The following is a 20,849-nucleotide window of genomic DNA, read 5'->3' as shown; positions in this document are numbered from 1 at the left end:
GCCGTACGGCCATGACCGATGAACCGCGCACCGCGTCCGAACTGGAGCGGTTGTGGGAGTCGGACGATGCCCGCGCCGTGCTCGAAGCGATCATGCGCTTCACGCCGGGAATTTCGGTAATCGCCAGCTCTCCCGACCGCGTCCTCTATGTCAGCGAATTCGCCAGCCGCCTGATCGGCCGCCCCCGCTCCGAACTGGAAAACGTCCGTCTCGAAGAACACTTTTCGACGTTTGTCGCGGTCGACGACGACGGCCGACGTCTGCGGGACGAAGAGCGCCCGGTGGTGCGCGCGCTGGGAGGCGAAACCGTAATCCGCGAGGAAGGCGCAATCCTAGTCGGGGGCGTGCCCATTCCGGTCGTTTGCAACGCCGCTCCCATGCACGAGGCGCAGGGTCGGATCATCGGGGCCGTCCTTGCCTGCAGCGACGTGCGACACGAGAAGCGCCTGGAGCGGGACCTCAGGAATTTCGCGGCGGAACGCGAGGTGCTGTACCGGGAGCTGACACATCGCGTGAAGAACCACCTGCTGATCATGGCGGCGGTCACTTCGCTGGAAAGCCGCGAGGCGAGCCTGACGTCGGCGGAGGTCGCGGTGCGGACCGGTCAGCGTCTCCAGGTCCTGGCCTCGGTCTACGACCGCATGACCCAGCGCGATTGCGGAGCCAGCATCGAGACGCGCGGTTTTCTCGAGGATCTCTGCGCGCCCTACCGATCGAAGTCGGTGAGCATTGAGGTGAGCGTGTCGCCGCCGGACCTGACGATGGCCTCCGACCGGGCGTCAACCTTCGGCATGCTGGTCAATGAAGCGCTCTGCAACAGCTACAAGCACGCCTTCCCGGACCGCAGCGGCGAGGTGCGGGTGGATCTGCGGCGCGACGACGGGCGACTGTTGCTGAGCGTGGCGGACAACGGGGTCGGCCGTGGCGCACCCGACCCGAACCGGCCCTCGCACGGGCTCAAGCTGATGGCGTTGCACGCTCGCCAACTGGCGGGCCGCCTCGAGGTCGCCGACGCGCCCGGCGGCGGCACGGTGGTGAGCGTCGTCATGCCCGTGGAGGCATGATGGGGGCGCGGGCCCGCGGCCGAAGCCGGGACGCCCTCAAGGTCAGGCCATCTTGGCCTTCTTCAGGGCCTGGTAGGCCTTGATGACGCGCTGGAGCTTGTTCTCGGTTGAGCGGTCGCCGCCGTTGGAGTCGGGGTGGGTGCGCTTGACCAGCTCGATATAGCGGGCGCGGATGGTCGGGCCATCGGCGTCCTCGTCGAGATCGAGGTCAGCCAGGGCGTGACGTTCGATCTTGCCAAGCCGGCGGCCGATCGCGGTCTCCGCCTTCGGTTGCGGGTGGGAGCCGGCGCCGAACAGGCTGAACGGGTCGGCATAGCCCTCGCCCTTGCCGAAGTTGTGGGCGGAGGCCGCGGCCTCGCGCGAAAACTTGCTGGCCTTGAACTGCCAGGTCGGCCGGTCGCCGGTGGAGCTCTGAGCCTGGCGTTCGCGAATCTCGCCCTCGCTCATGCCGGCGAAGAAGTTCCACTGCTTGTTATATTCGGCCGCGTGCGGCTGGCAGAACCAGTAGTGCTCGTTGAGCATCTCGCGGGACTTGGGCGCGCGCGCCGTCGCCGCCACCCGGCAGCCCGGATGGTCGCAAGCCCGTTCCCCGGGCTTGAGCGCAAAGACATCGTCGTTCCGGACGTCGTCCTCCGCGGAGGGGGGACGGACCCGGATATCGACGAACTTAGGCTTGTATTGAAACGCGCCGGCCATGGCCCGAGTATGCTGCTCCCAGAGTCCCTTTCAAGAATTGAACATCACTCCGATGGGCGCCATATTTGAGGCCATTCACCACAAACTCACCGCGGCGTTTTCGCCCACCCGTCTGGAGATCGAGGACGATTCCGATCGGCACGCCGGCCATTCGGGCGCGACGCCGGGCGGAGAAAGCCATTTCAACCTGCTGATTGAATCCACGGCCTTCGCCGGAGCGTCCAAGGTGGTGCGCCAGCGGATGGTCTACAAGGCGCTCGCCGAGGAACTTGCCGGACCGGTGCACGCCTTGTCGCTCAAGGCCCTGGCGCCGGGCGAGAATAGCTAGGAAGCTGTAGAGAGACCTCGGAGGTCGCCTTAGCCGGCCGGCCTCCGCCAACGAAAAGTGAGCGCCATGTGTGTGAGCGCTCACACTAGGACAGGAAAAATTGAGCGGGTTCTGGTCGCTAGACCGGATTCCAGGAACGCGCTCTGGGAGGCGATTTTGAAGACCACGATTACCGTCAACGGCGAGAAGCGGACGCTCGACGTCGATCCGCGCACCACCCTGCTGGACGCTCTGCGCGAGCATCTGGGCCTGACCGGCTCGAAAAAAGGCTGCGACCACGGCCAGTGCGGGGCGTGCACGGTGCTGGTGAACGGGGTGCGAATCAATTCGTGCCTGTCGATCCTGGCCATGCACGACGGCGACCAGGTGACGACGATCGAGGGTTTGGGCACGCCCGAGCGGCTGCATCCGATGCAGCAGGCCTTCCTGGAGCGCGACGCCTTCCAGTGCGGATATTGCACGCCGGGCCAGATCTGCTCGGCGGTGGGCATGCTGCAGGAGGCCGCCGACGGCTGGGCCAGCAAGGAAACGCAGGACCTCGAAGCCCAGGTGGCGCTGACCGACGCGGAGATCCGCGAGCGGATGAGCGGCAACATCTGCCGCTGTTCGGCCTATCCGCAGATCCTGGCGGCGATCCGAGACCTGGCCGGAGAGGTCGCATGAAGCCCTTCACCTACGAGCGCGCCGCCGACGCCCTGGCGGCGGTCAAGGCGGTGGCGGAGAACCCGGGCGCCAAGTTCCTGGCCGGCGGCACCAACCTGCTGGACCTGATGAAGCTGGAAATCGAGCGGCCGACCCACCTGGTCGACGTCGGGCGGCTGCCGTTCGCCGGGATCGAAGCGACCGCCGAGGGGGGGCTGAAGATCGGTGGGGCGATGACCAACAGCAAGCTGGCCGCCCATCCGCAGGTGCGTGAGCGCTATCCGGTGCTGGCGCGGGCAATCCTGTCGGGCGCTTCGGGACAGCTGCGCAACAAGGCGACGACGGCGGGCAACCTGCTGCAGCGGACCCGCTGCGACTATTTCTACGACACCACCAAGCCCTGCAATAAGCGCCAGCCGGGATCGGGCTGCAGCGCCCTGGACGCGCCGAACGCCTATGGCGCGATCTTCGGGGCGAGCCCGGCCTGCATCGCCACCCACACCTCCGACATGGCGGTGGCGCTGACGGCGCTGGGGGCGAGCGTGGAGACCCTGACGCCTGAGGGCGGGGCGCGGACGATTTCCGTGGCCGACCTGCACCTGCTGCCGGGCGAGACGCCGCAGGTGGAGACGCAGCTGGCGGACGGAGAGCTGATCACCGCGGTGGTGCTGCCGCCGCCGCCGCAAGGCGCGCAGGTCTATCACAAGGTCCGGGACCGGGCCTCCTACGCCCATGGCCTGGCCATGGTGGCGGTGGCCGGGGGGCAGGTCGCCCTGGGGGCGGTGGCGCACAAGCCCTGGCGGGCGAGCCATATGGAAGACGCGCTGGCGGCGGGCGCTTCGCCGGCCGAAGCGGCGGAGGCCGAGCTTGGCCGCGCCGAGCGGACCGAGCGCACCGCGCTGAAGATCGCTCTGGTCGGCCGACTGGCCGCCGCGGCGGCGGACGAGGCCAAGACCCGGAGGACCGCATGAGCTCCGTCAAAGATTGGGCCGAGCCCAACCCCGTCACCCAGAACCGTAGCGGCCTGATCGGCAAGGGCGTCGACCGCTATGAAGGGGCGCTGAAGGTCACCGGGACCGCGCCCTACGCCTACGACACCGAGGCGCCGTCGCCGCCGGCGATCGGAGTGCTGGTGACGGCTTCGATCCCGCGCGGCCGGATCGCGGAGATCGATGCTTCGGCGGCGGAAGCCGCGCCCGGGGTGCTGCTGGTCTGGACGCACAAGAACGTGCCGGCGCAGGCGCCGCGGGGCACGCGGGCCAACCCGCGCAGCCAGCGGGCGTCGACCCCGGCCCTCGCCAACGACCGAGTCGAGTATTTCGGTCAGAGCGTCGCCATCGTCGTGGCCGAGACCTTCGAGGCCGCCCGGGCGGGCGCCGAGCTGGTCAAGGTGCGCTACGAGGCAGAGCCGGCGGTGGTGGACTTCGAGGCCAGCTTCGAGCAGGCGAAGCTGCCGCCGGACGAGGAGGACGTGCATATCGGCGACTTCCCGGGCGCCTACGCCGCCGCGCCTGTCAGCGTCGACGAGACCTATTTCAGCCCGCTGCAGAACCACGTGCAGATGGAGCCCTGCGCCACGATCGCCTGGTGGGAAGGCGAGAAGGTCACCGTCCACACCTCGATCCAGATGGTGAAGGGTGGGCAGCACGCCCTGGCCGAGACCCTGATGATCCCGAGCACCGACGTGCACCTGCTGACCCGCTATATCGGCGGCGGTTTCGGCGGGAAGGGGCAGTCCTACGACGACCTGACCTTGGCGGCGCTGGGTGCGCGGGCGCTGGGGCGGCCGGTGAAGGTGGCCTACACCCGCCAGCAGATGTTCCACGGCACCATCCACCGCCCGGCGGTGAGCATGCGGGTGCGGCTTGGCGCGCAGCCGGACGGACGGCTGACGGCCTTTGCGGTGGAGGCGGTGACGCACTGCGCGCGCGGGGCGATCTTCACCGAGCACGCGGCCAATTTCTCACGCAACCTCTACGCCGCGCCCAACCGCCTGACCGGCCATCGGCTGGTGCAGATGGACCTGCCGCACGCTGGCCCGATGCGGGCGCCGGGCGAGGCGCCGGGCATGCTCAGCCTGGAATGCGCGATGGACGAACTGGCTGAGAAGCTGGGCCTCGATCCCATCGAGCTGCGCATCCGCAACGAGCCTGATGTCGATCCGGAGACCGGCAAGCCGTTCTCGATCCGCCAGCTGGTGCGCTGCATGACCGAGGGCGCGCAGCGGTTCGGCTGGGAGCGGCGCAATCCGGTCCCCGGCCAGGTGCGCGACGGCCAGTGGCTGGTGGGCATGGGCATGGCGGCCGCGATCCGCGGCAACTTCCTGCTGCCGGCCAAGGCCGGGGTGCGGATCGACGCCGACGGGACCATCACCCTGCGCCAGGGCATGACCGACATCGGCACCGGGACCTATACGATCCTGGCGCAGATCACCGCCGAAACGATGGGCGTGCCGCTCGCCCAGGTGAAGGTGGAGATCGGCGATTCCAACTTCCCGCCGGCGCCCGGATCGGGCGGCCAGTTCGGGGCGGCGACGGCCGGTTCGGCGGCGTTCGAGGCGGGCATGAACCTACGCCGGGCGCTGACCGAGCTGGCGGTGGGCGATCCCAACTCGCCGCTCTATGGCGGGCCGGCCGAGTTCGTGACCTTCGAGAACGGCGTCATCGCCATCGAGAACCGCAGCGAGACCCTGGCGGCGCTGGTCGCCCGGGCCCAGCCCGAGGGCGTCTATGTCGAGGGCTCGATCAGCCCGGCGGCGGACGCGCGCGACTATTCCCAGCACACCTACGGCGCCCACTTCGCCGAGGTGGGGGTCAACAGCGTGACCGGCGAGGTGCGGCTGCGGCGGATGTTCGGGGTGTTCGCGGCGGGGCGGATCCTCAACGCCAAGACCGCCAAGAGCCAGATGACCGGCGGGATGATCTGGGGCGTCGGAACGGCGCTGACCGAGGTCAACGAGATCGATCCGCGGTTCGGTTCGCTGGTGAACCAGGACATGGCCAGCTACCTGGTGCCGGTCCACGCAGACATCGTCGAGCTGGACTCGATGTTCCTGGACGAGGCCGACGACAAGGCCAACCCGATGGGCATCAAGGGCGTCGGCGAGCTGGGCATCGCCGGGGCAGGGGCGGCGGTGGCCAACGCCATCTACAACGCCACCGGCGTGCGGCTGCGGGACTATCCGATGACCCCGGCCAAGGTGCTGGCGGGACTGATCGCGAAGGGGATGTAGGGCAGCGATTGCGATTGCTCCCCCACTGGGGGAGCTTTCAGCCGAATGGCTGACTGAGGGGGACTTGTGACTGAAATTGAGAGCAGTCCCCCTCCGTCTCGGCGCAAGGCGCCGAGCCACCTCCCCCAGGAGGGGAGGACCTAGAGATTGCTCAGACCGTCTTCAGCCGCAGTTCGCCAAGGATGCGGGCGAGGTCGCCTTCGCGGAAGGGTTTCTGCAGGACCGGCGAGCCCTTGTCGGCGTCGCGCAGGCCGGCGTCGCCGTAGCCGGTGGCGAAGGCGAAGGGCGCGCCTTTCGCGCGGAGCAGGTCGGCCAGCGGGAAGATCGGCTGGCCGCCAAGGTTCACGTCGAGCACCGCGCAGTCGAGCTCGGCGCTGTTGGCCAGCTCCATGGCCTCGTCGAGCCGCGAGGCGGGCCCGACCACCTTGCAGCCCAGGTCCTCCAGCATGTCCTCGATGAGCATCGAGACCATCATCTCGTCCTCGACGACGAGGACGCGCAGCCCTGCCAGATCGGTCGTAGCGGTCATTCCGAGGGCTCCAAGACGTGCAATGGCAGGTCCATTCGACAGGACACCCCTGCCGGATGATAGTCCAGCCTGACCCGGCCAGCGAGTTCGCCGGCCAGACCACGCTCCAGGAGGCGGCTGCCAAAGCCCTTACGGGCGGGCTTGGCCACTTCCGGGCCGCCAGACTCAATCCACTCGATCACCAGTCGTCTGTCCGGTTCCCGACCTTGGAGGTGAAGCTTCAGCGTCACGTGGCCGTCGGGGACCGAAAGCGCACCATACTTCAATGCGTTGGTGGCAAGTTCGTGAATCGCCATGCCGAGGGCGACGGCCGCCTTGGGCTTGAGCTTGACGTCCTGGTCGCCGAGCAGGGTGAAGCGCGCGCCGCCGCCCTGACGGCCGCCGCCATGGGGGCGAAGCTCGGCGGCGAGGATGTCGAACAGGCCGGCGCCGTGCCAATTCTGGGCGGTCAAAAGGTTGTGCGTTTGCGACAGCGCCATCAGCCGGGCCTCGAAGGCGCTGCGGAACGCCTCGACGCTTTCGGCGCCCATGAGGGTCTGTCGGGCGATCGACTGAACCGAGGCCAGGGTGTTCTTCACCCGGTGGTTCAGCTCGTTGAGCAGCAGGCGCTGGCGGTCTTCGGCCAGACGGCGCTCCTCCACCTCGGCGAGGGCGGCCTGGTGCAGGCGGACGTTGTCGATGGCGATGGCGGCCTGGGCGGCGACCCCGGCCATCAGATCGGCCAGCCGCTCGGTGAATCGGCCGGGCTCGGGGTGGCCGAACAGCATGGCGCCGACGACCATGCCGGAGCGCGAAATCACCGGCACGGCCAGATAGCTGCGCACTGGCAGGTGGCCGACCGGCATGCCGCGGAGCGGGGCATTGCGGCCATAGCGCGGGTCGGCGGTGATGTCGTCCGAGCGGAAGACGCCCTCGCCATCGAAGGTCGGGGCGAAGACATCGGTCTTGCGGACCATCGGGAAGTGGTCGAAGGCCGAGCGCGGCGCGCCGGACAGGGCGTAGAGGTTCAGCCCGTGATCGGCCTGGCTTTCATCGGTGTAGAAGAAGGCCCCGAAAGCGGCGCCGGTCAGCTCCACCCCGCCGTCGACCACGGCCTGCACGATGTGCTCAAGGTCGCCGCCGGCCCCGATGGCCGCGGCGATGCGGTTAAGGGTGTCGGCGCGCACGGTCTCCTCGGCCAGCGCCGTGCGCAGCGCCGTCAGCCGCGCTTCGAACGCCGTCAGATCGATGGATGAGGTGTCGGACACGCTCATCTTATCGGCTGCCTCCCCAGGTCGCGTATTCGCGTGAACCAACCGAAAGTCGTTTTGCCGGTCCGGTCAAGTGATTGCCGATTTGAGACTATTACTCAGTCGTAGTCTGCGGGGGAGATACCTTAAGGGCGGTGATCTGGTTGCGCTCCCGCCGGACCACCTGGAAGCGATGACCATGGAAGGTCCAGGTCTGGCCGACCTTGGGGATGGTTTGCGCCTCGTGGATGACCAGGCCGGCGACCGTGACGGCGTCGTCGTCGGGCAGGCGCCAGTCCAGCGCGCGGTTGAGGTCGCGGATCGCCACCCAGCCATCGACCACCACCGAGCCGTCGGTCTGGCGGCGCACGCCTTCCAGGGCGCTGTCGTGCTCGTCCTCGATCTCGCCGACGATTTCTTCGAGGATGTCTTCCAGGGTGATCAGGCCCTGAAGAGCGCCGTACTCGTCGACCACCAGGGCGAAGTGGATCTGGCGCTTCAGGAAGCCGGCGAGCTGGTCCTTCAGCGAGGTGGTCTCTGGGATGAACCAGGGCTCGCGGGCCAGGGCCGGGATGTCGAGGTCGCCCAGGGCGCCGCCGTTCTTGGCCATGGCGGCCAGGACGTCCTTGGCGTGCAGCACGCCGACCACGTTCTCCGGCTCGTCGCGATAGAGCGGCACGCGGCTGTGGCCGCTTTCCAGGAGCTCGGCCAGCAGTTCCTTGGCCGAGAGCTCTGCGTCGATCATCGAGATCGAGCGGCGGTGGACCATCACCTGGGTGACGTCCATCTCCGAGAGGTCGAGCACCCCGCCCAGCATGTGGCGGTCGCGGGCCTCCACCAGGCCCTCCGAGTGGTGATACTCGACTGCCCCGCGGATCTCCTCGTGGGCGGCCAGGACGTCGGTCTCCATCGACAGCTTGATGCCGAACGGGCGCAGGGTGTGGCGCACGATCCACTGGGCGCCGTTGGCCAGCGGGCCGAAGATCCGCACCACCCACCAGGTGGGGATCGACAGGGCGCGGGCGACGTCGTCGGCGCGGGCGATGGCCAGGGTCTTGGGCAGGATCTCGCTGAACACGACGATCAGCACGGTCATCACCACCGTGGCGATCAGCGCGCCGACCGGACCGGGGAAGGCCGCCGTCAGGCTCATGGTGGTCAGGGCCGAGGCCCCGATGTTGATGACATTGTTCGAGAGCAGGATGGCGCCGATCATCTTCTCCTGATCGGCCATCATCTCGTTGACCCGCTTGGCGGCGCGGTCGCCTTCACGCTCGAGCTGGTGCATCCGGCCGCGGCTGGCGGCGGTCATCGAGGTTTCGGCCGCGGAGATGAGGCCCGAGAGCGAGAGCAGGACGACCAGCGCGGGCGCCAAGCCCGCGAGGACGGCGACGATCGTCACGGGAGCGCCCCTTCGGAGACCAGGAAGTCGCGCACGGCCACGCCGCTGACGTCCTTGGCGACGAAGGCCTCGCCCAGGGCGCGGGCGAGGATGAAGGTCAGCTTGCCGTCCTCGGCCTTCTTGTCCTGGCCCATGTGGCGGACCAGGGCGGCGGCGTCGAAGCCACGGGAAGCCACCTGCGCCAGGCGGGTTGGCAGGCCGACCGCGGCGATGGCCGCTTCGGCGCGCTCGGCGTCCTGGCCAGGGCAGAGGCCCTGGGCGGCGGAGAAGCGGAAGGCGATGGCGCTGCCGGCGGCGACGGCCTCGCCGTGCAGAAGGGCTTCGCCATAGCCGGTCTCGGCCTCCAGGGCGTGGCCGAAGGTGTGGCCGAGATTGAGCAGGGCGCGGCGGCCGGCCTCCTTCTCGTCCTCGGCGACGATCTCGGCCTTCATCTCGACCGAGCGGGCGACGGCGTAGGTCAGTGCGTCGAGATCGCGGGCGACCACGGCCGGGCCGTTGGCCTCCAGCCATTCGAAGAAGGCGAAGTCGCCGAGCAGGCCGTACTTGATGATCTCGGCGTAGCCGGCGCGCATCTCGCGGTCGGGCAGGGTGGCCAGCACGTCGAGGTCGGCCAGCACCAGCCGCGGCTGGTGGAAGGCGCCGATCAGGTTCTTGCCGCGGGCGGTGTCGATGGCGGTCTTGCCGCCGACCGAGGAGTCGACCTGGGCCAACAGGGTGGTGGGGATCTGGATGAAGTCGACGCCGCGCTTGTAGATCGCGGCTGCGAAGCCGGCGAGGTCGCCGACCACGCCGCCGCCGAAGGCGACGATCAGGTCGCCGCGGTCGAGCTCCAGGGCCAACAGGCGGTCGGAGACGTCGGCCAGGCCCTCCCAGCTCTTGGTCGGCTCGCCTGGCGGCACGACCACGGGATGAGCGGCGATGCCGGCGGCTTGAAGGGCGGCGGAGAGACGCGGGCCGTGCAGGCTCCACACCGTCTCGTCGCTGACCACGGCGACGCGGCCGCGCTTCAGGAACGGGGCGATCAAGGTTCCGGCCTTGTCGAGCAGACCCTGACCGACCAGCACGTCATAGGCGCGATCGCCCAGGCCGACGGGGACTATGCGGCTCATTTCGGCGGTTCCTCGAGATAGGCGCCCAGCGCGCGGATCACCTGATCGACGGCGACATGGTGGGCGGTGTCGCCCGTCTCGACCATGATGTCGGCCTGGGCATAGACCGGGTAGCGCTTCTCCGAGAGTTCAGTCAGCACCTCCAGCGGGTCCTTGCCGGAGACCAGCGGGCGGTTGTCCTTGCGGGCGATGCGGCGGGCCAGGATGTCGAGATCGGCCTTCAGCCAGACCGAAATCGAGCGTTCCTTGATCAGGCGGCGGGTCTCTTCGTTCATGAAGGCGCCGCCGCCGGTGGCCAGCACATGGGGCGGATCGTCCAGCAGCCGGGTGATCACCCGGCGCTCGCCCTCGCGGAAGGCGGGCTCGCCCATGTCGGCGAAGATGTCGGAGATGGACCGGCCGGCGGCGGCCTCGATCTCGACGTCGGCGTCCTTGAACGGCAAATCGAGAGCGTTGGCGAGGCGGCGGCCGACGCTCGATTTGCCGACCCCCATCAGGCCGACGAGGGTGATGGTGCGGGCGCGCAGCGGTGTGTAACGGTCCATGAACGGCGCAGGTCTTACACGAGCATCAGGCATTGCGCCAACTAACGGCGTAGCAGGGGTTTAGGCGCGGCGATGAACGGCTGGGTGGAAGCCTTCCTGGAGATGATGGCCGGCGAGCGGGCCAGCGCGCGCAATACCATCACCGCCTATGGCAAGGACCTGGCCGACGCCGAGGCTTTCCTGAAGGCGCGTGGCAGCGATTTGTCCAAAGCCGGCGCCGAACAGATCGAGGCCTATTTCGCCGCGCTGAGCGACCGCGGCCTGTCGCCGGCCACCGCGGCGCGGCGGCGCTCGGCGGTGCGGCAGTTCTATCGGTTCGCGCTGGGCGAGGGCTGGCGCACGGACGATCCCTCGCGCCGGGTCGATGCGCCGAAGAAGGGCCGGCCGCTGCCCAAGGTGCTGAGTCGGGCCGAGGTCGACGCGATCATCGCCGCGGCCGGCGCGCGGGACGGGGCGCAGGGCCTGCGGCTGGCCTGCATGATCGAGCTGGCCTACGCCTCGGGCCTGCGGATCTCGGAGCTGACCGGACTGCCGCTGTCGGTGCTGGCGCGCGACCCGGCCTATCTGATCGTCAAGGGCAAGGGCGGCAAGGAGCGGCTGGCGCCGCTGAACGCCGCGGCGCGGGCGGCGGTGAAGGCCTATCTGGAAATCCGCAAGGCGTTCCTTCCGAAAGGTGACGCGGCCAATCCCTGGCTGTTTCCGTCGAGTTCGAAGGCCGGGCGGCTGACCCCGCGCCGCTTCGCACAGTTGCTCGACGAGGCGGCGGCCGACGCCGGGATCGAACCGGCGCGGGTCAGCCCGCACGTGCTGCGCCACGCCTTCGCTACCCACCTGCTGGAGGGCGGGGCGGACCTGCGGGTGGTGCAGAAGCTGCTGGGCCACGCCGACATCGCCACCACCCAGATCTACACCCACGTGGCCAGCGAGCGGCTGGCCGAGGTGGTGCGGACCAAGCATCCGCTAGCGAAGAAGTAGACGGCGTCTCCATTTCCTCCCCCGCTGCACAGAGGAGGAAAAGGAGAACCCGGCGTCGCCACGAAGTCGGGGGAAGGGTAGGGTTGCACCGCAAGGGATTGGGCTGGCTTGACGCAGACCCCACGATGGCCGTTCCTCGCACTTGTGAGGCGAAGCCTTCGGGCCTAGTTTCCGCCGCTTCCGCAAACGGAAAGAGAAGATTCCTCGTATGGCCGCACACTATCTCGAGTTCGAGCGCCCCATCGCCGACCTCGAAGCGAAGATCGAGGAACTTTCCAAGCTGTCGGAGACGACCGGTTCCGGCGCTCTGGACGCGGAGATCGACGCCCTGCGCGCCCGCGCCCAGGAAGTCCGCCGCCAAGCCTATTCGAAGCTCGACGCCTGGCAGAAGACCCAGGTCGCCCGCCATCCCGACCGTCCGCACTTCGTCGACTATGTCGGCGGCCTGATCGACGAGTTCGTGGAGCTGCGCGGCGACCGCAAGTTCGCCGACGACCAGGCGATCATGGGCGGGCTGGGCCGGTTCCGCGGCCAGCCGGTGGTGGTCATGGGCCACGAGAAGGGCCGCGACACCGTCGGCCGTGTGAAACACAATTTCGGCTACGCCCGGCCCGAAGGCTACCGCAAGGCCATCCGCCTGATGGAGCTGGCCGAGCGCTTCCACCTACCGGTGATCAGCTTCGTCGACACCCCGGCCGCCTATCCGGGCGTCGGCTCGGAAGAGCGCGGGGTGGCCGAGGCCATCGCCCGGTCGACCGAGAAGTGCCTGATGCTCAACGTGCCGATGATCGCCGTGGTCACCGGCGAGGGCGGCTCCGGCGGGGCGCTGGGCATCGCCTGCGGCAACCGGGTGCTGATCCTGGAGCACGCCATCTATTCGGTGATCCCGCCGGAGGGCGCCAACTCGATCCTGTGGCGCGGCGCGCGCACGGCGGAAGAAGCGGCCAAGGCGATGAAGATCACCGCCCAGGACCTGATCGGCATGAAGATCGTCGACCGGATCATCCAGGAGCCGCCGGGTGGCGCGCACGCCGACAAGGAAGCCACGCTGAAAGCGGTCGGCGACATGGTCGAGGAGGAGTTGAACAAGCTCTCCAAACTGTCGGCCGAGGCCCTGAAGAAGCAGCGCGCCGACCGGTTCTACGCGATCGGCCGCAGCGGCCTGCAGTAGGTCGCCCGCCAAATCGGCTTGCCTGACGCGGCGTCGGCGGGTTCATTGTCTTCCAAACAATCGTTTGGGAGAGCGCCCATGGCCCTGAAGACCCGTTTCACCGAACTCGTCGGCGTCGAGCATCCTGTCGTCCAAGGCGGCATGCAGTGGGTCGGCCGCGCCGAGCTGGTGGCGGCCGTGGCCAACGCCGGCGGCCTGGGCTTCATCACCGCTCTGACCCAGCCGACGCCGGACAAGCTGCGCGAGGAGATCGAGCGCTGCCGGTCGCTGACCGACAAGCCGTTCGGCGTGAACCTGACCATCCTGCCGGCGATCAATCCGCCGCCCTACGCCGAGTATCGCCAGGCGATCATCGATTCGGGCGTGAAGATCGTCGAAACCGCCGGCAACAAGCCGCAGGAACACGTCGACGAGTTCAAGAAGCACGGCATCATCGTCGTCCATAAGTGCACCAGCGTGCGCCATGGCCTGTCTGCCGAGCGGATGGGCGTGGACGCCATCTCGATCGACGGCTTCGAATGCGCCGGTCACCCGGGCGAGGACGACGTCCCCGGCCTGATCCTGATCCCGGCCGCCGCCGACAAGATCAAGATCCCGATGATCGCCTCGGGCGGCTTTGGCGACGCGCGCGGCCTGGTCGCGGCCCTGGCGCTGGGCGCCGAGGGCATCAACATGGGCACCCGCTTCATGTGCACCAAGGAATCGCCCATCCACCAGGCGATCAAGGAACAGATCGTCGCCAACGACGAGCGGGCCACCGACCTGATCTTCCGCACCATGCACAACACCAGCCGGGTGGCGCGCAACGCGGTCAGCCAGCAGGTGGTGGCGCTGGAGAGGCAGGGAGCCAAGTTCGAGGACGTGCGCGAACTGGTGGCCGGCACCCGCGGCCGCAGCGTCTACGAAGTGGGCGACAACGACGCCGGCATCTGGTCGGCCGGCCAGATCCAGGGCCTGATCCACGACATCCCCTCGTGCGAGGAGCTGATCAGCCGCATCGTCCGCGAGGCCGAGGAGATCATCCAGGGCCGTCTGGCCCGCTTCGTCGGCGGCAAGCAGGCGGTCCCGGCCTAAGCGCCGACCAGACGCATCGCTGAAAAGAAGATCCCGCCGGCGCTGAGCGCCGGCGGGTTTTCCTTGCTCTCCATGTCGCCGCCTGCCCCCCGAAGGGAGCAGGCGGAACCTGGTCCTAGTAGCGCAGCGTCGCGCCCATGAAGAAGTAGCGGCCGCGGTTGTCGAAGCTGGACGAACCCGTACCGATGCCTTGGAAGGTTTCCGGCAGGTAGGGAGGGTTCTCGTCGGTGATGTTGAGAACGCCGGCCCGCAGGTCGATGTTCTCGTTCAGCTGATACCGGACCTTGAGGTCGTGGTTGTAGTAGTCGCCCGTGTAGTACGGATCCAGACCACTCGGGGTGAAGGCCGTCGTCGAGGCCATCGAACCGATGAAGTGCGTGGTCCAGGTGACCGCGAACTGGTCGTAGGTCCACTGCACGGTGCCCTGGGCCTTCCACTCCGGCGTCGCGTTGGTGATGGTGTTCGCGAACTGGGTGTAGGCCTGGCCCGGAAGACCCTGTTGGGCCCAGCGGTACATCCAGGTGCCGTCCAGACGGAAGGCCAGCTGGCCCCACGCCTTGTTGAAGGTCTGCTCCAGGTCGAGGCCGTACTGGATCGAGGCGTCGTAGCCTTCGACCTTCACCTTGGCGACGTTCTGGTTGGTCAGGATGACCTCGACCACGCCGCCGGGGACAGCGCCGCCGTTCGTGCCGGTCGGATCACGGATGATCAGAGCGCAGAACGGGTTGGAGGCGTAGGCCTCGGTCGACTGGTAGCAGAGGTCCTGCAGCAGGGTGTTGATCGGGATCGTGCCGACCTGGTCGGCGATGTTGTACTTGAAGAAGTCGAGCGAGAACTGGAGGTTCGGAACCCAGCGCGGCTGGACGACGACGCCGAGGTTGTAGGTGTTCGCCGTTTCCGGACCGAGGTCCGGGTTGCCGCCTTGCAGCAGCGGCAGCGACGGGCGGCCGGTGCCGAAGTTCGAGACGAAGGTCGTCGGGTTGTAGCCGGCGATGGCGGCCGAGCAGGTCGCAAGACGCAGGGTCTTGTTGGCGGCGCTGGCGACGGCGTAGGCGTCCTTGTCGCAGGGGTCGATGGCCGTGCCGGTGAAGTTGCGGCTCTGCGGCGAGTACAGCTCGACGATGTTCGGCGCGCGGACGGCGGTGCCTTGCGAGGCGCGGAAGCGGACGTCCTCGACCGGGGCCCATTCCAGGCGAACCTGGTACTGGTCGGTCTTGCCGATCGACGAGTAGTCGGACAGGCGGCCGGCGACTTCGAAGGTCACTTCTTCGGCGAACGGCAGGTCCTTCAGGATCGGAACGCGCAGTTCGGCATAGGCTTCCTTGGTGTCGTACTCGCCTTCACGGGTGCCGATGGCGTTGAAGAACAGCGCGCCGGTGGCGCCCAGGGCGTCCTGAGCGAAGAAGCTCTCTTCCTTGCGGTATTCGGCGCCCATGGCGAAGCCGAGCGGGCCGGCCGGCAGTTCGAACAGCTCGGTGGCGACGTTGGCCGCCACGACGGTCTGCTTGACTTCCTGGTCGGTGACCGAGCTGGCGTTGGTCCAGTTGACCGCGGCCTGGCTGGCGCCGTTGATCAGATCCCACGGCACGCAGCCGTTGGCGCGGGCGGTGACGTCGCGGCAGACGACCTGGCCGTTGACGAGAACTGCGTCGGTGGCCTGCTGGACGCGCAGGACGTTCGGGACGTTGTAGGACGTCGTGGAGCCGGTGGTCTTGCCGTACTGGGCGTACCAATCCCAGTTCCAGTTCAGGCCGACGGCGTCGAAGTCGCCTTCCATGCCGCCGACGAGGCGCAGGGTCTCGCGCTCGGTCTTCACGTCACGGCCGCCGAACTCCATCCAGAACCGGCCGACGTTGGCGGTCTGAGTGGCGACGCCGAGGGTCTTGCCGGCCGCGAGCCATTCCGTGCGCAGGGCGGCGGCGGTGGAGCCGGCGCCGTTCAGGAAGGCGTTGTCGCCCTTCAGGGTGACCGGCATGGTGCCGCCGCCCTGGGCGTTGGAGAACGCCGGCTGGAAGATGCCGTAGCCGTCGACCTTGGAGTAGGTGACGTCAACGAAGGCCTTGATGTTGTCGGTCAGGCGGTAGTCGGAGTAGCCGCGGATGGTGCCGCGCTGCGACTTGGCCTGCAGGGCGTTGAGCGCCGCCGAGTACCACAGGGCTTCGTCCTGGCAGGTCGGCTGCACGGTCGGGGTGGCGCAGGCCGGGGTCAGACGAACGACCTTGGACGGGTCGCGGTAGTCAAGGGTGACGGCGCGGGCCAGGGCGGTGTTGGTCGAGTTGACCAGCTGGAAGGTCGCAGTCGGCGCGGTGTTGGTCCTGCTGGCCGGGATGACGTTCTGCGGGTTGGCCAGGGTGTTGCGGCGGATGCCGGGGTAACCCCACTCCCGATCCTTCTGCATGATCGGCTCTTCGCGTGAGACTTCGGCGCCGACCAGCACGTTCAGGCGGTCGTCGAGCAGCTTGGTCCCGTACATGCCCGAGATGCGGAAGGTCTCGCCGTCGCCTTCCTGCGAGGTCCCGACTTGGCCCTCGATCTGGAAGCCGTCGTATTCCTTCTTCATGATCAGGTTGACCACGCCGGCGATGGCTTCGGAGCCGTAGACCGCCGAGGCGCCGCCCGCGACCGTTTCAACCCGATCGACCATCATGGCCGGCAGCAGGTTCAGGTCGACGGCGGGCGAGGAGGCGTCGGAGAACACGATCCGACGGCCGTCCTGCAGGACCAGGGTGCGCGTCGGGCCGAGGCCGCGGATGTCGGCGCGGGCCTGACCAGCCAGGAACAGCGTGCTGGAGGTGTTCTGGGCGTTGCTGGCCGCGTTGATCATCGGCAGGTCGAGCAGCATGTCGCCGAGCGAGACGTTGCCGGAAGCGACGATCTGGGCGGAGTCGACTACGGAGACCGGCACCGGGGCGTTGAAGGTGTCGCGGCGGATGCGCGAACCGGTGACGACGATCTCTTCGACGTTCACTTCCTGGGCGGAAACTAGGGTTGGCATGGCGACACTGGCCGCCGCCACCGAACCGAGCAACGCGGTTCGAAGCGTGTTCTTCATTAAAATGTTCTCTGGCCCCCCGGCCGCTAGTTGAGACAACAAGACGCCGGGTGGGGCCCGGCGTCGGCGCCGTGACACGCATCGTTCGCGGATCGTCTGTGCTCAGACGACCTAGTGTGCGTGTCGTTACGGCGAAGCCCCACGCTGTCACGCGGCTGTTACATCGGCAACGGAAAATGACCGATGTGTAATCAGTTTGTATCGGCGTTCGCGTGAGAGGTCATATGTGCGCCCCACAGGTCACACCTTCGCGCCGAGGCAGAAATTTCTGCCTCGGTTATGACGGAATGGCGGAGAATTTGCCGGGCGTCAGACGATGGCGCGGAGCGCGGCGCCCAGTTCGTCGACGCTCTCGGCCGTAACAGCCCAGGAGCACATGAAGCGCACCGAACCATCGAGGAATCGGTAGGCGAACCAGCCGGCGGCGTGCAGGCGGGCGAGGGCCGCGTCGTCCATTTCCACGAAGACGCCATTGGCTTCGACCGGGTGGCGCAGCGGGAACGGCGAGAGGTCGGCCAGTCGCCGGGCCATGGCGTTGGCGTGGGCGGCGCGGTCGAGGAAGGCGCCGCTCTCGAGCATGCCGATGAATGGCGCGGCGTAGAACCGGCCCTTGGACGGCAGTTGCCCGGCCTGCTTCAGGCGGGCGTCGAATCGGCGGGCGAGCTGGCGGTCGAAGATCACCACCGCCTCGCTGGGGGTCATGCCGGCCTTGGTCCCGCCGACCACCAGGATGTCGACGCCGAGCCCGGCGATTCCCGTCAGGTCGAAGCCGGCCGCCGCGGCGTTGGCCAGGCGCGCCCCGTCGAGGTGGACGCCCAGGCCCTTGGCCTTGGCCGGCTCGATCAGCGCCTTGAGGGCGGCGTTCGAATAGACGGTGCCGTACTCGGTGGCGTTGGTCAGCGAGAGCGCGGCCAGCGACTGGCGGTGGGAGACGTCGGGCTGGGCCAGCGGCGCGGCGAGCGCCTCGGGATCGATGCGGCCTGACGGGCCGGGCAGCGGCGCCAGGCCCAGGCCCTGGCCGAAGAAACCCGGAGCGCCGGTCTCGTCTGTGCAGATGTGAGCGTGCTCGTGGGCCAACACCGCCTCGAACGGTCGGCAGAGGGCGGCGAGGGAAATGGCGTTGGCCGCGGTGCCGGAGGCGACGAAGCGCACCTCGGCGTCGGCGTCCAGCAGGGCGCGGACGGCGTCGGCGGCGCGGGCGCTGACCTGGTCGGTCCCATAGCCGGAGGTGAAGCCGCTGTTGGCGACGATCAGCGCCTCCAGAGCCTCGGGCGCGGCTGGGGCGGTGTTATCGGATGCGAAGTCGTAGCGAGCCATGGGGCCTTACTAGCTCGACCTTGCCCTGCGACGAAGGGGGCGAGTGCTTTCTTCATAGAAGCGGACCATCCTGATCCTCCAGGGGAAGTGGATGGGCGATTCCAGTACAGCAGACCTCACGTCACGCCTGGCGAGCGTCGCCCGCCTGACGCCGCATTCCGTGGTGCTGTGCGATCCGATCGGCCGCATCGACTGGGTCAATGACGGCTTTACCGCGATGACCGGCTACCGGTTGGCCGAGATCAAGGGCTGCACCCTGGCTGGAGTGCTGCGGTGCCCCGAGGCCGATCCTCAGACCCTTGCGATGATGGCTGCGGCGGTGGCCGCCGGCGAGGGCTTCCGCGTCGAGGTCATGAACCAGACCAAGGACGGGCGACGGATCTGGGTCGATGTCGACATGCGCCCCAGCTTTGCGGAGGACGGGACCCTGGACGGCTTCATCGCCATCCAGGCCGACGTGACGTCCGCCTACGAAACACAGGGTCGGCTGAACGCGACGTCGCTGGCGCTGAAATCGGCCGGACGGCTGGCGCGGCTGGGCGGCTGGGAAGTCGACCTGGACGAAGAAGTGGTGCGCTGGAGCCCGGAACTAGGCGAGCTGTTCGGCCGCCCCAGCCTGGTCGAGAACCACGTGGCCTCGCTCGCGGTCTATTTCGAGGAAGACCGTGAGGAGGTGCTGGCGCATGTGCGCCGCGCGATCGAAACCGGCGAGCGGCTGGAGTTCGAGGCCCGGGCGCTGACCGGAGCCGGAGAGCCCATCTGGCTGCGGGTGATGGGCGAACCGCGGATGGTCGATGGCCGCTGCGTAACGCTGCATGGGGCCAGCCAGGACGTCACGGCTCAGCGCAGCGCCGTGGCGGAGCTGCGCGAGTCCGAGCGGTTCGGCCGGGGGGTGATCGACGGCCTGGCCGCGCTGCTGACCGTCATCGACGAGACCGGCGCGATCATCGCGGCCAACTCTGCGTTTAAGGAGCTCGGCGTCGAGCTGGTGAAGGCCGACGTCTATCCGATGGGCCGCAACCTGTTCACCGTGTTCGAGCGGCTGCCTGGCGGGCGCGGCAAGCACCTGACCCGCGGCGTGAAGTCGGTGCTGGAAGGCCGGGCCGAGACCTTCGTGCGCGCCTACCAGGCGATGAGCGGCGAGTGGTTCCGCCTGACCGCGGCGCGGTTCCAGGGCGAGGGCCCGGTGCGCTGCGTGGTCATCACCCAGTCGATCGAGGACGTGAAGCGCACCGAGCGGCGGCTGAAGCTGAGCAACGCTTCGCTGAAGAAGGCCCGCGACGAGGCCAACGCCGCCAACGTCGCCAAGTCGGCCTTCCTGGCCACCATGAGCCACGAGATCCGGACGCCGCTGAACGGGGTGCTGGGCATGGCCCAGGCGATGAGCCGCGATGAGCTGACTCCGCGTCAGCGCGAGCGGCTGACCGTGGTGCGCCAGGCGGGCGAGACGCTGCTGGCGCTGCTCAACGACCTGCTGGACCTGTCGCGGATCGAGGCCGGCCGGCTGGAGTTGGAGAACGGTCAGTTCGACCTGACGCAACTGATGCAGGGGGTCCAGGCGACCTTCATCACCCTGGCCAGCGAGAAGGACGTCAGCTTCGACCTGGAGCTGGATGACAGCGCCGACGGCGTGTGGGCCGGCGACCCGACCCGGGTGCGCCAGATCGTCTACAACCTGGTCTCCAACGCCGTGAAGTTCACGGCGCGGGGGAGCGTCAAGGTGCGCGCGGGCTATGAGGCCGGCCAGCTGATCTTCGAGGTCGCCGACAGCGGGCCGGGGATCGCGCCGGAGCGGTTGGGCTCGCTGTTCGAGAAGTTCGTGCAGGAGGACGCTTCCACCACGCGGCGCTATGGCGGATCCGGCCTAGGGCTGTCGATCTGCCGCGACCTGTCCGAGCTGATGGGCGGGGCGATTTCCGTGCGCTCGACCCTCGGCGAGGGCTCGGTGTTCACCGTCCGGCTGCCGCTGTCGCGCGCCAGCGGCCCGCGCGCCGCCGCCCTGGACCAGGAGCTGGGGGTGGCCCGCACGGACCTGCGGGTGCTGGCCGCCGAGGACAATCCGATGAACCAGCTGGTGCTGAAAACCCTGCTGGCCCAGCTCGGCGTCGAGGTGCGCTGCGTCAACGACGGCCAGGCCGCGGTCGATGCGGTTCACGCCCAGGAGTGGGACGTCATCCTGATGGACGTGCAGATGCCGGTGATGGACGGCCCGACCGCCACCCGGCTGATCCGCGAGCGCGAAGCCGCGGAGGGACTGCGCCGCACGCCGATCATCGCCCTGACCGCCAACGCCATGTCCCACCACGAGGCCGAGTACGCTAAGGCCGGCATGGACGTGCTGGTGCCTAAGCCGCTGCAGCTGGAACGGCTGATCGGCGCGATAGCGGCGGTGGTCGAGGACTAGGGAAGCGTCATTGCTCCCCTTGTGGGGGAGCTGTCAGCCGAATTTGAGGGGGACCGCCGAGTCAGCAAGTCCCCTCCGTC

The 20,849-nt window shown here is 68.4% G+C and carries 17 protein-coding genes; 9 read left to right on the top strand and 8 right to left on the bottom strand.

The genetic code is table 11. The features are described from left to right. The first annotated feature begins 11 nt into the window (after positions 1 to 11). Positions 12 to 1,064: a sensor histidine kinase gene (locus AC1DQJ_RS07440; RefSeq protein WP_477601792.1), complete on the top strand. Its 1,053-nt coding sequence runs from the start codon at positions 12 to 14 to the stop codon at positions 1,062 to 1,064. Between the two features lie 42 nt (positions 1,065 to 1,106). On the opposite strand, the gene AC1DQJ_RS07435 is transcribed toward AC1DQJ_RS07440, so the two are convergent. Next, positions 1,107 to 1,760 (bottom strand): DnaJ domain-containing protein, encoded by a 654-nt coding sequence (locus AC1DQJ_RS07435; protein WP_477601790.1) that lies wholly within the window; start codon positions 1,758 to 1,760, stop codon positions 1,107 to 1,109. A gap of 52 nt (positions 1,761 to 1,812) precedes the next feature. Between AC1DQJ_RS07435 and AC1DQJ_RS07430 the strand changes: the two genes are divergently transcribed. The 4 genes from AC1DQJ_RS07430 (at position 1,813) to AC1DQJ_RS07415 (ending at position 5,962) form a co-directional block, all read left to right on the top strand. Beyond that, a complete protein-coding gene (locus AC1DQJ_RS07430; RefSeq protein ID WP_477601788.1) occupies positions 1,813 to 2,088 on the top strand; it encodes a BolA family protein in 276 nt (91 codons plus the stop codon). 156 nt (positions 2,089 to 2,244) lie between these two features. Then, positions 2,245 to 2,751: a 2Fe-2S iron-sulfur cluster-binding protein gene (locus AC1DQJ_RS07425; RefSeq protein WP_477601786.1), complete on the top strand. Its 507-nt coding sequence runs from the start codon at positions 2,245 to 2,247 to the stop codon at positions 2,749 to 2,751. Next, on the top strand, positions 2,748 to 3,701 hold the full coding sequence (locus AC1DQJ_RS07420; protein WP_477601784.1) for an FAD binding domain-containing protein: 954 nt from the start codon (positions 2,748 to 2,750) through the stop codon (positions 3,699 to 3,701). The genes AC1DQJ_RS07425 and AC1DQJ_RS07420 overlap by 4 nt, the downstream gene beginning before the upstream one ends. Then, on the top strand, positions 3,698 to 5,962 hold the full coding sequence (locus AC1DQJ_RS07415; RefSeq protein WP_477601782.1) for a xanthine dehydrogenase family protein molybdopterin-binding subunit: 2,265 nt from the start codon (positions 3,698 to 3,700) through the stop codon (positions 5,960 to 5,962). Before AC1DQJ_RS07420 ends, AC1DQJ_RS07415 begins: the two co-directional genes overlap by 4 nt. Positions 5,963 to 6,113: 151 nt before the next feature. On the opposite strand, the gene AC1DQJ_RS07410 is transcribed toward AC1DQJ_RS07415, so the two are convergent. From AC1DQJ_RS07410 to AC1DQJ_RS07390, 5 genes are all read right to left on the bottom strand, one after another. After that, positions 6,114 to 6,491 (bottom strand): response regulator, encoded by a 378-nt coding sequence (locus AC1DQJ_RS07410; protein WP_477601780.1) that lies wholly within the window; start codon positions 6,489 to 6,491, stop codon positions 6,114 to 6,116. Further along, positions 6,488 to 7,744, bottom strand: coding sequence for a sensor histidine kinase (locus AC1DQJ_RS07405; RefSeq protein WP_477601778.1), 1,257 nt, complete (start codon positions 7,742 to 7,744; stop codon positions 6,488 to 6,490). Before AC1DQJ_RS07405 ends, AC1DQJ_RS07410 begins: the two co-directional genes overlap by 4 nt. 91 nt (positions 7,745 to 7,835) lie before the next feature. Continuing rightward, positions 7,836 to 9,116, bottom strand: coding sequence for an HlyC/CorC family transporter (locus tag AC1DQJ_RS07400; RefSeq protein WP_477602185.1), 1,281 nt, complete (start codon positions 9,114 to 9,116; stop codon positions 7,836 to 7,838). A 2-nt stretch (positions 9,117 to 9,118) separates the two neighbouring features. Next, complete coding sequence (aroB, locus tag AC1DQJ_RS07395) at positions 9,119 to 10,231, bottom strand: 3-dehydroquinate synthase (protein ID WP_477601776.1); 1,113 nt, start codon at positions 10,229 to 10,231, stop codon at positions 9,119 to 9,121. Then, positions 10,228 to 10,809: a shikimate kinase gene (locus tag AC1DQJ_RS07390; protein ID WP_477601774.1), complete on the bottom strand. Its 582-nt coding sequence runs from the start codon at positions 10,807 to 10,809 to the stop codon at positions 10,228 to 10,230. Before AC1DQJ_RS07390 ends, aroB begins: the two co-directional genes overlap by 4 nt. Positions 10,810 to 10,848: 39 nt before the next feature. On the opposite strand from AC1DQJ_RS07390, the gene AC1DQJ_RS07385 reads away from it, so the two are divergent. The 3 genes from AC1DQJ_RS07385 (at position 10,849) to AC1DQJ_RS07375 (ending at position 13,996) form a co-directional block, all read left to right on the top strand. Further along, on the top strand, positions 10,849 to 11,751 hold the full coding sequence (locus AC1DQJ_RS07385) for a site-specific tyrosine recombinase XerD (RefSeq protein WP_477601772.1): 903 nt from the start codon (positions 10,849 to 10,851) through the stop codon (positions 11,749 to 11,751). Positions 11,752 to 11,959: 208 nt separating this feature from the next. Continuing rightward, on the top strand, positions 11,960 to 12,922 hold the full coding sequence (locus tag AC1DQJ_RS07380) for an acetyl-CoA carboxylase carboxyltransferase subunit alpha (RefSeq protein ID WP_477601770.1): 963 nt from the start codon (positions 11,960 to 11,962) through the stop codon (positions 12,920 to 12,922). 78 nt (positions 12,923 to 13,000) lie between these two features. Further along, entirely contained in the window at positions 13,001 to 13,996 is a 996-nt protein-coding gene (locus AC1DQJ_RS07375; protein ID WP_477601768.1) for an NAD(P)H-dependent flavin oxidoreductase, read from the top strand. A 115-nt stretch (positions 13,997 to 14,111) separates the two neighbouring features. On the opposite strand, the gene AC1DQJ_RS07370 is transcribed toward AC1DQJ_RS07375, so the two are convergent. Further along, the gene (locus tag AC1DQJ_RS07370; RefSeq protein WP_477601766.1) at positions 14,112 to 17,048 is read right to left on the bottom strand and encodes a TonB-dependent receptor plug domain-containing protein; all 2,937 of its coding nucleotides are present in this window, start codon (positions 17,046 to 17,048) and stop codon (positions 14,112 to 14,114) included. A gap of 309 nt (positions 17,049 to 17,357) precedes the next feature. Continuing rightward, positions 17,358 to 18,365, bottom strand: coding sequence for a threonine aldolase family protein (locus tag AC1DQJ_RS07365; RefSeq protein ID WP_477601764.1), 1,008 nt, complete (start codon positions 18,363 to 18,365; stop codon positions 17,358 to 17,360). Between the two features lie 91 nt (positions 18,366 to 18,456). Here AC1DQJ_RS07365 and AC1DQJ_RS07360 point away from each other — a divergent pair, with 91 nt between their 5' ends. Next, a complete protein-coding gene (locus AC1DQJ_RS07360; protein WP_477601762.1) occupies positions 18,457 to 20,769 on the top strand; it encodes a PAS domain-containing hybrid sensor histidine kinase/response regulator in 2,313 nt (770 codons plus the stop codon). The last annotated feature ends 80 nt before the right edge of the window (positions 20,770 to 20,849 follow it).

Source organism: Phenylobacterium sp. P4_E10 (assembly GCF_056401675.1).
Note: the sequence above shows the minus strand (reverse complement) of the source record. Positions and strands in the feature narration are given on the sequence as shown.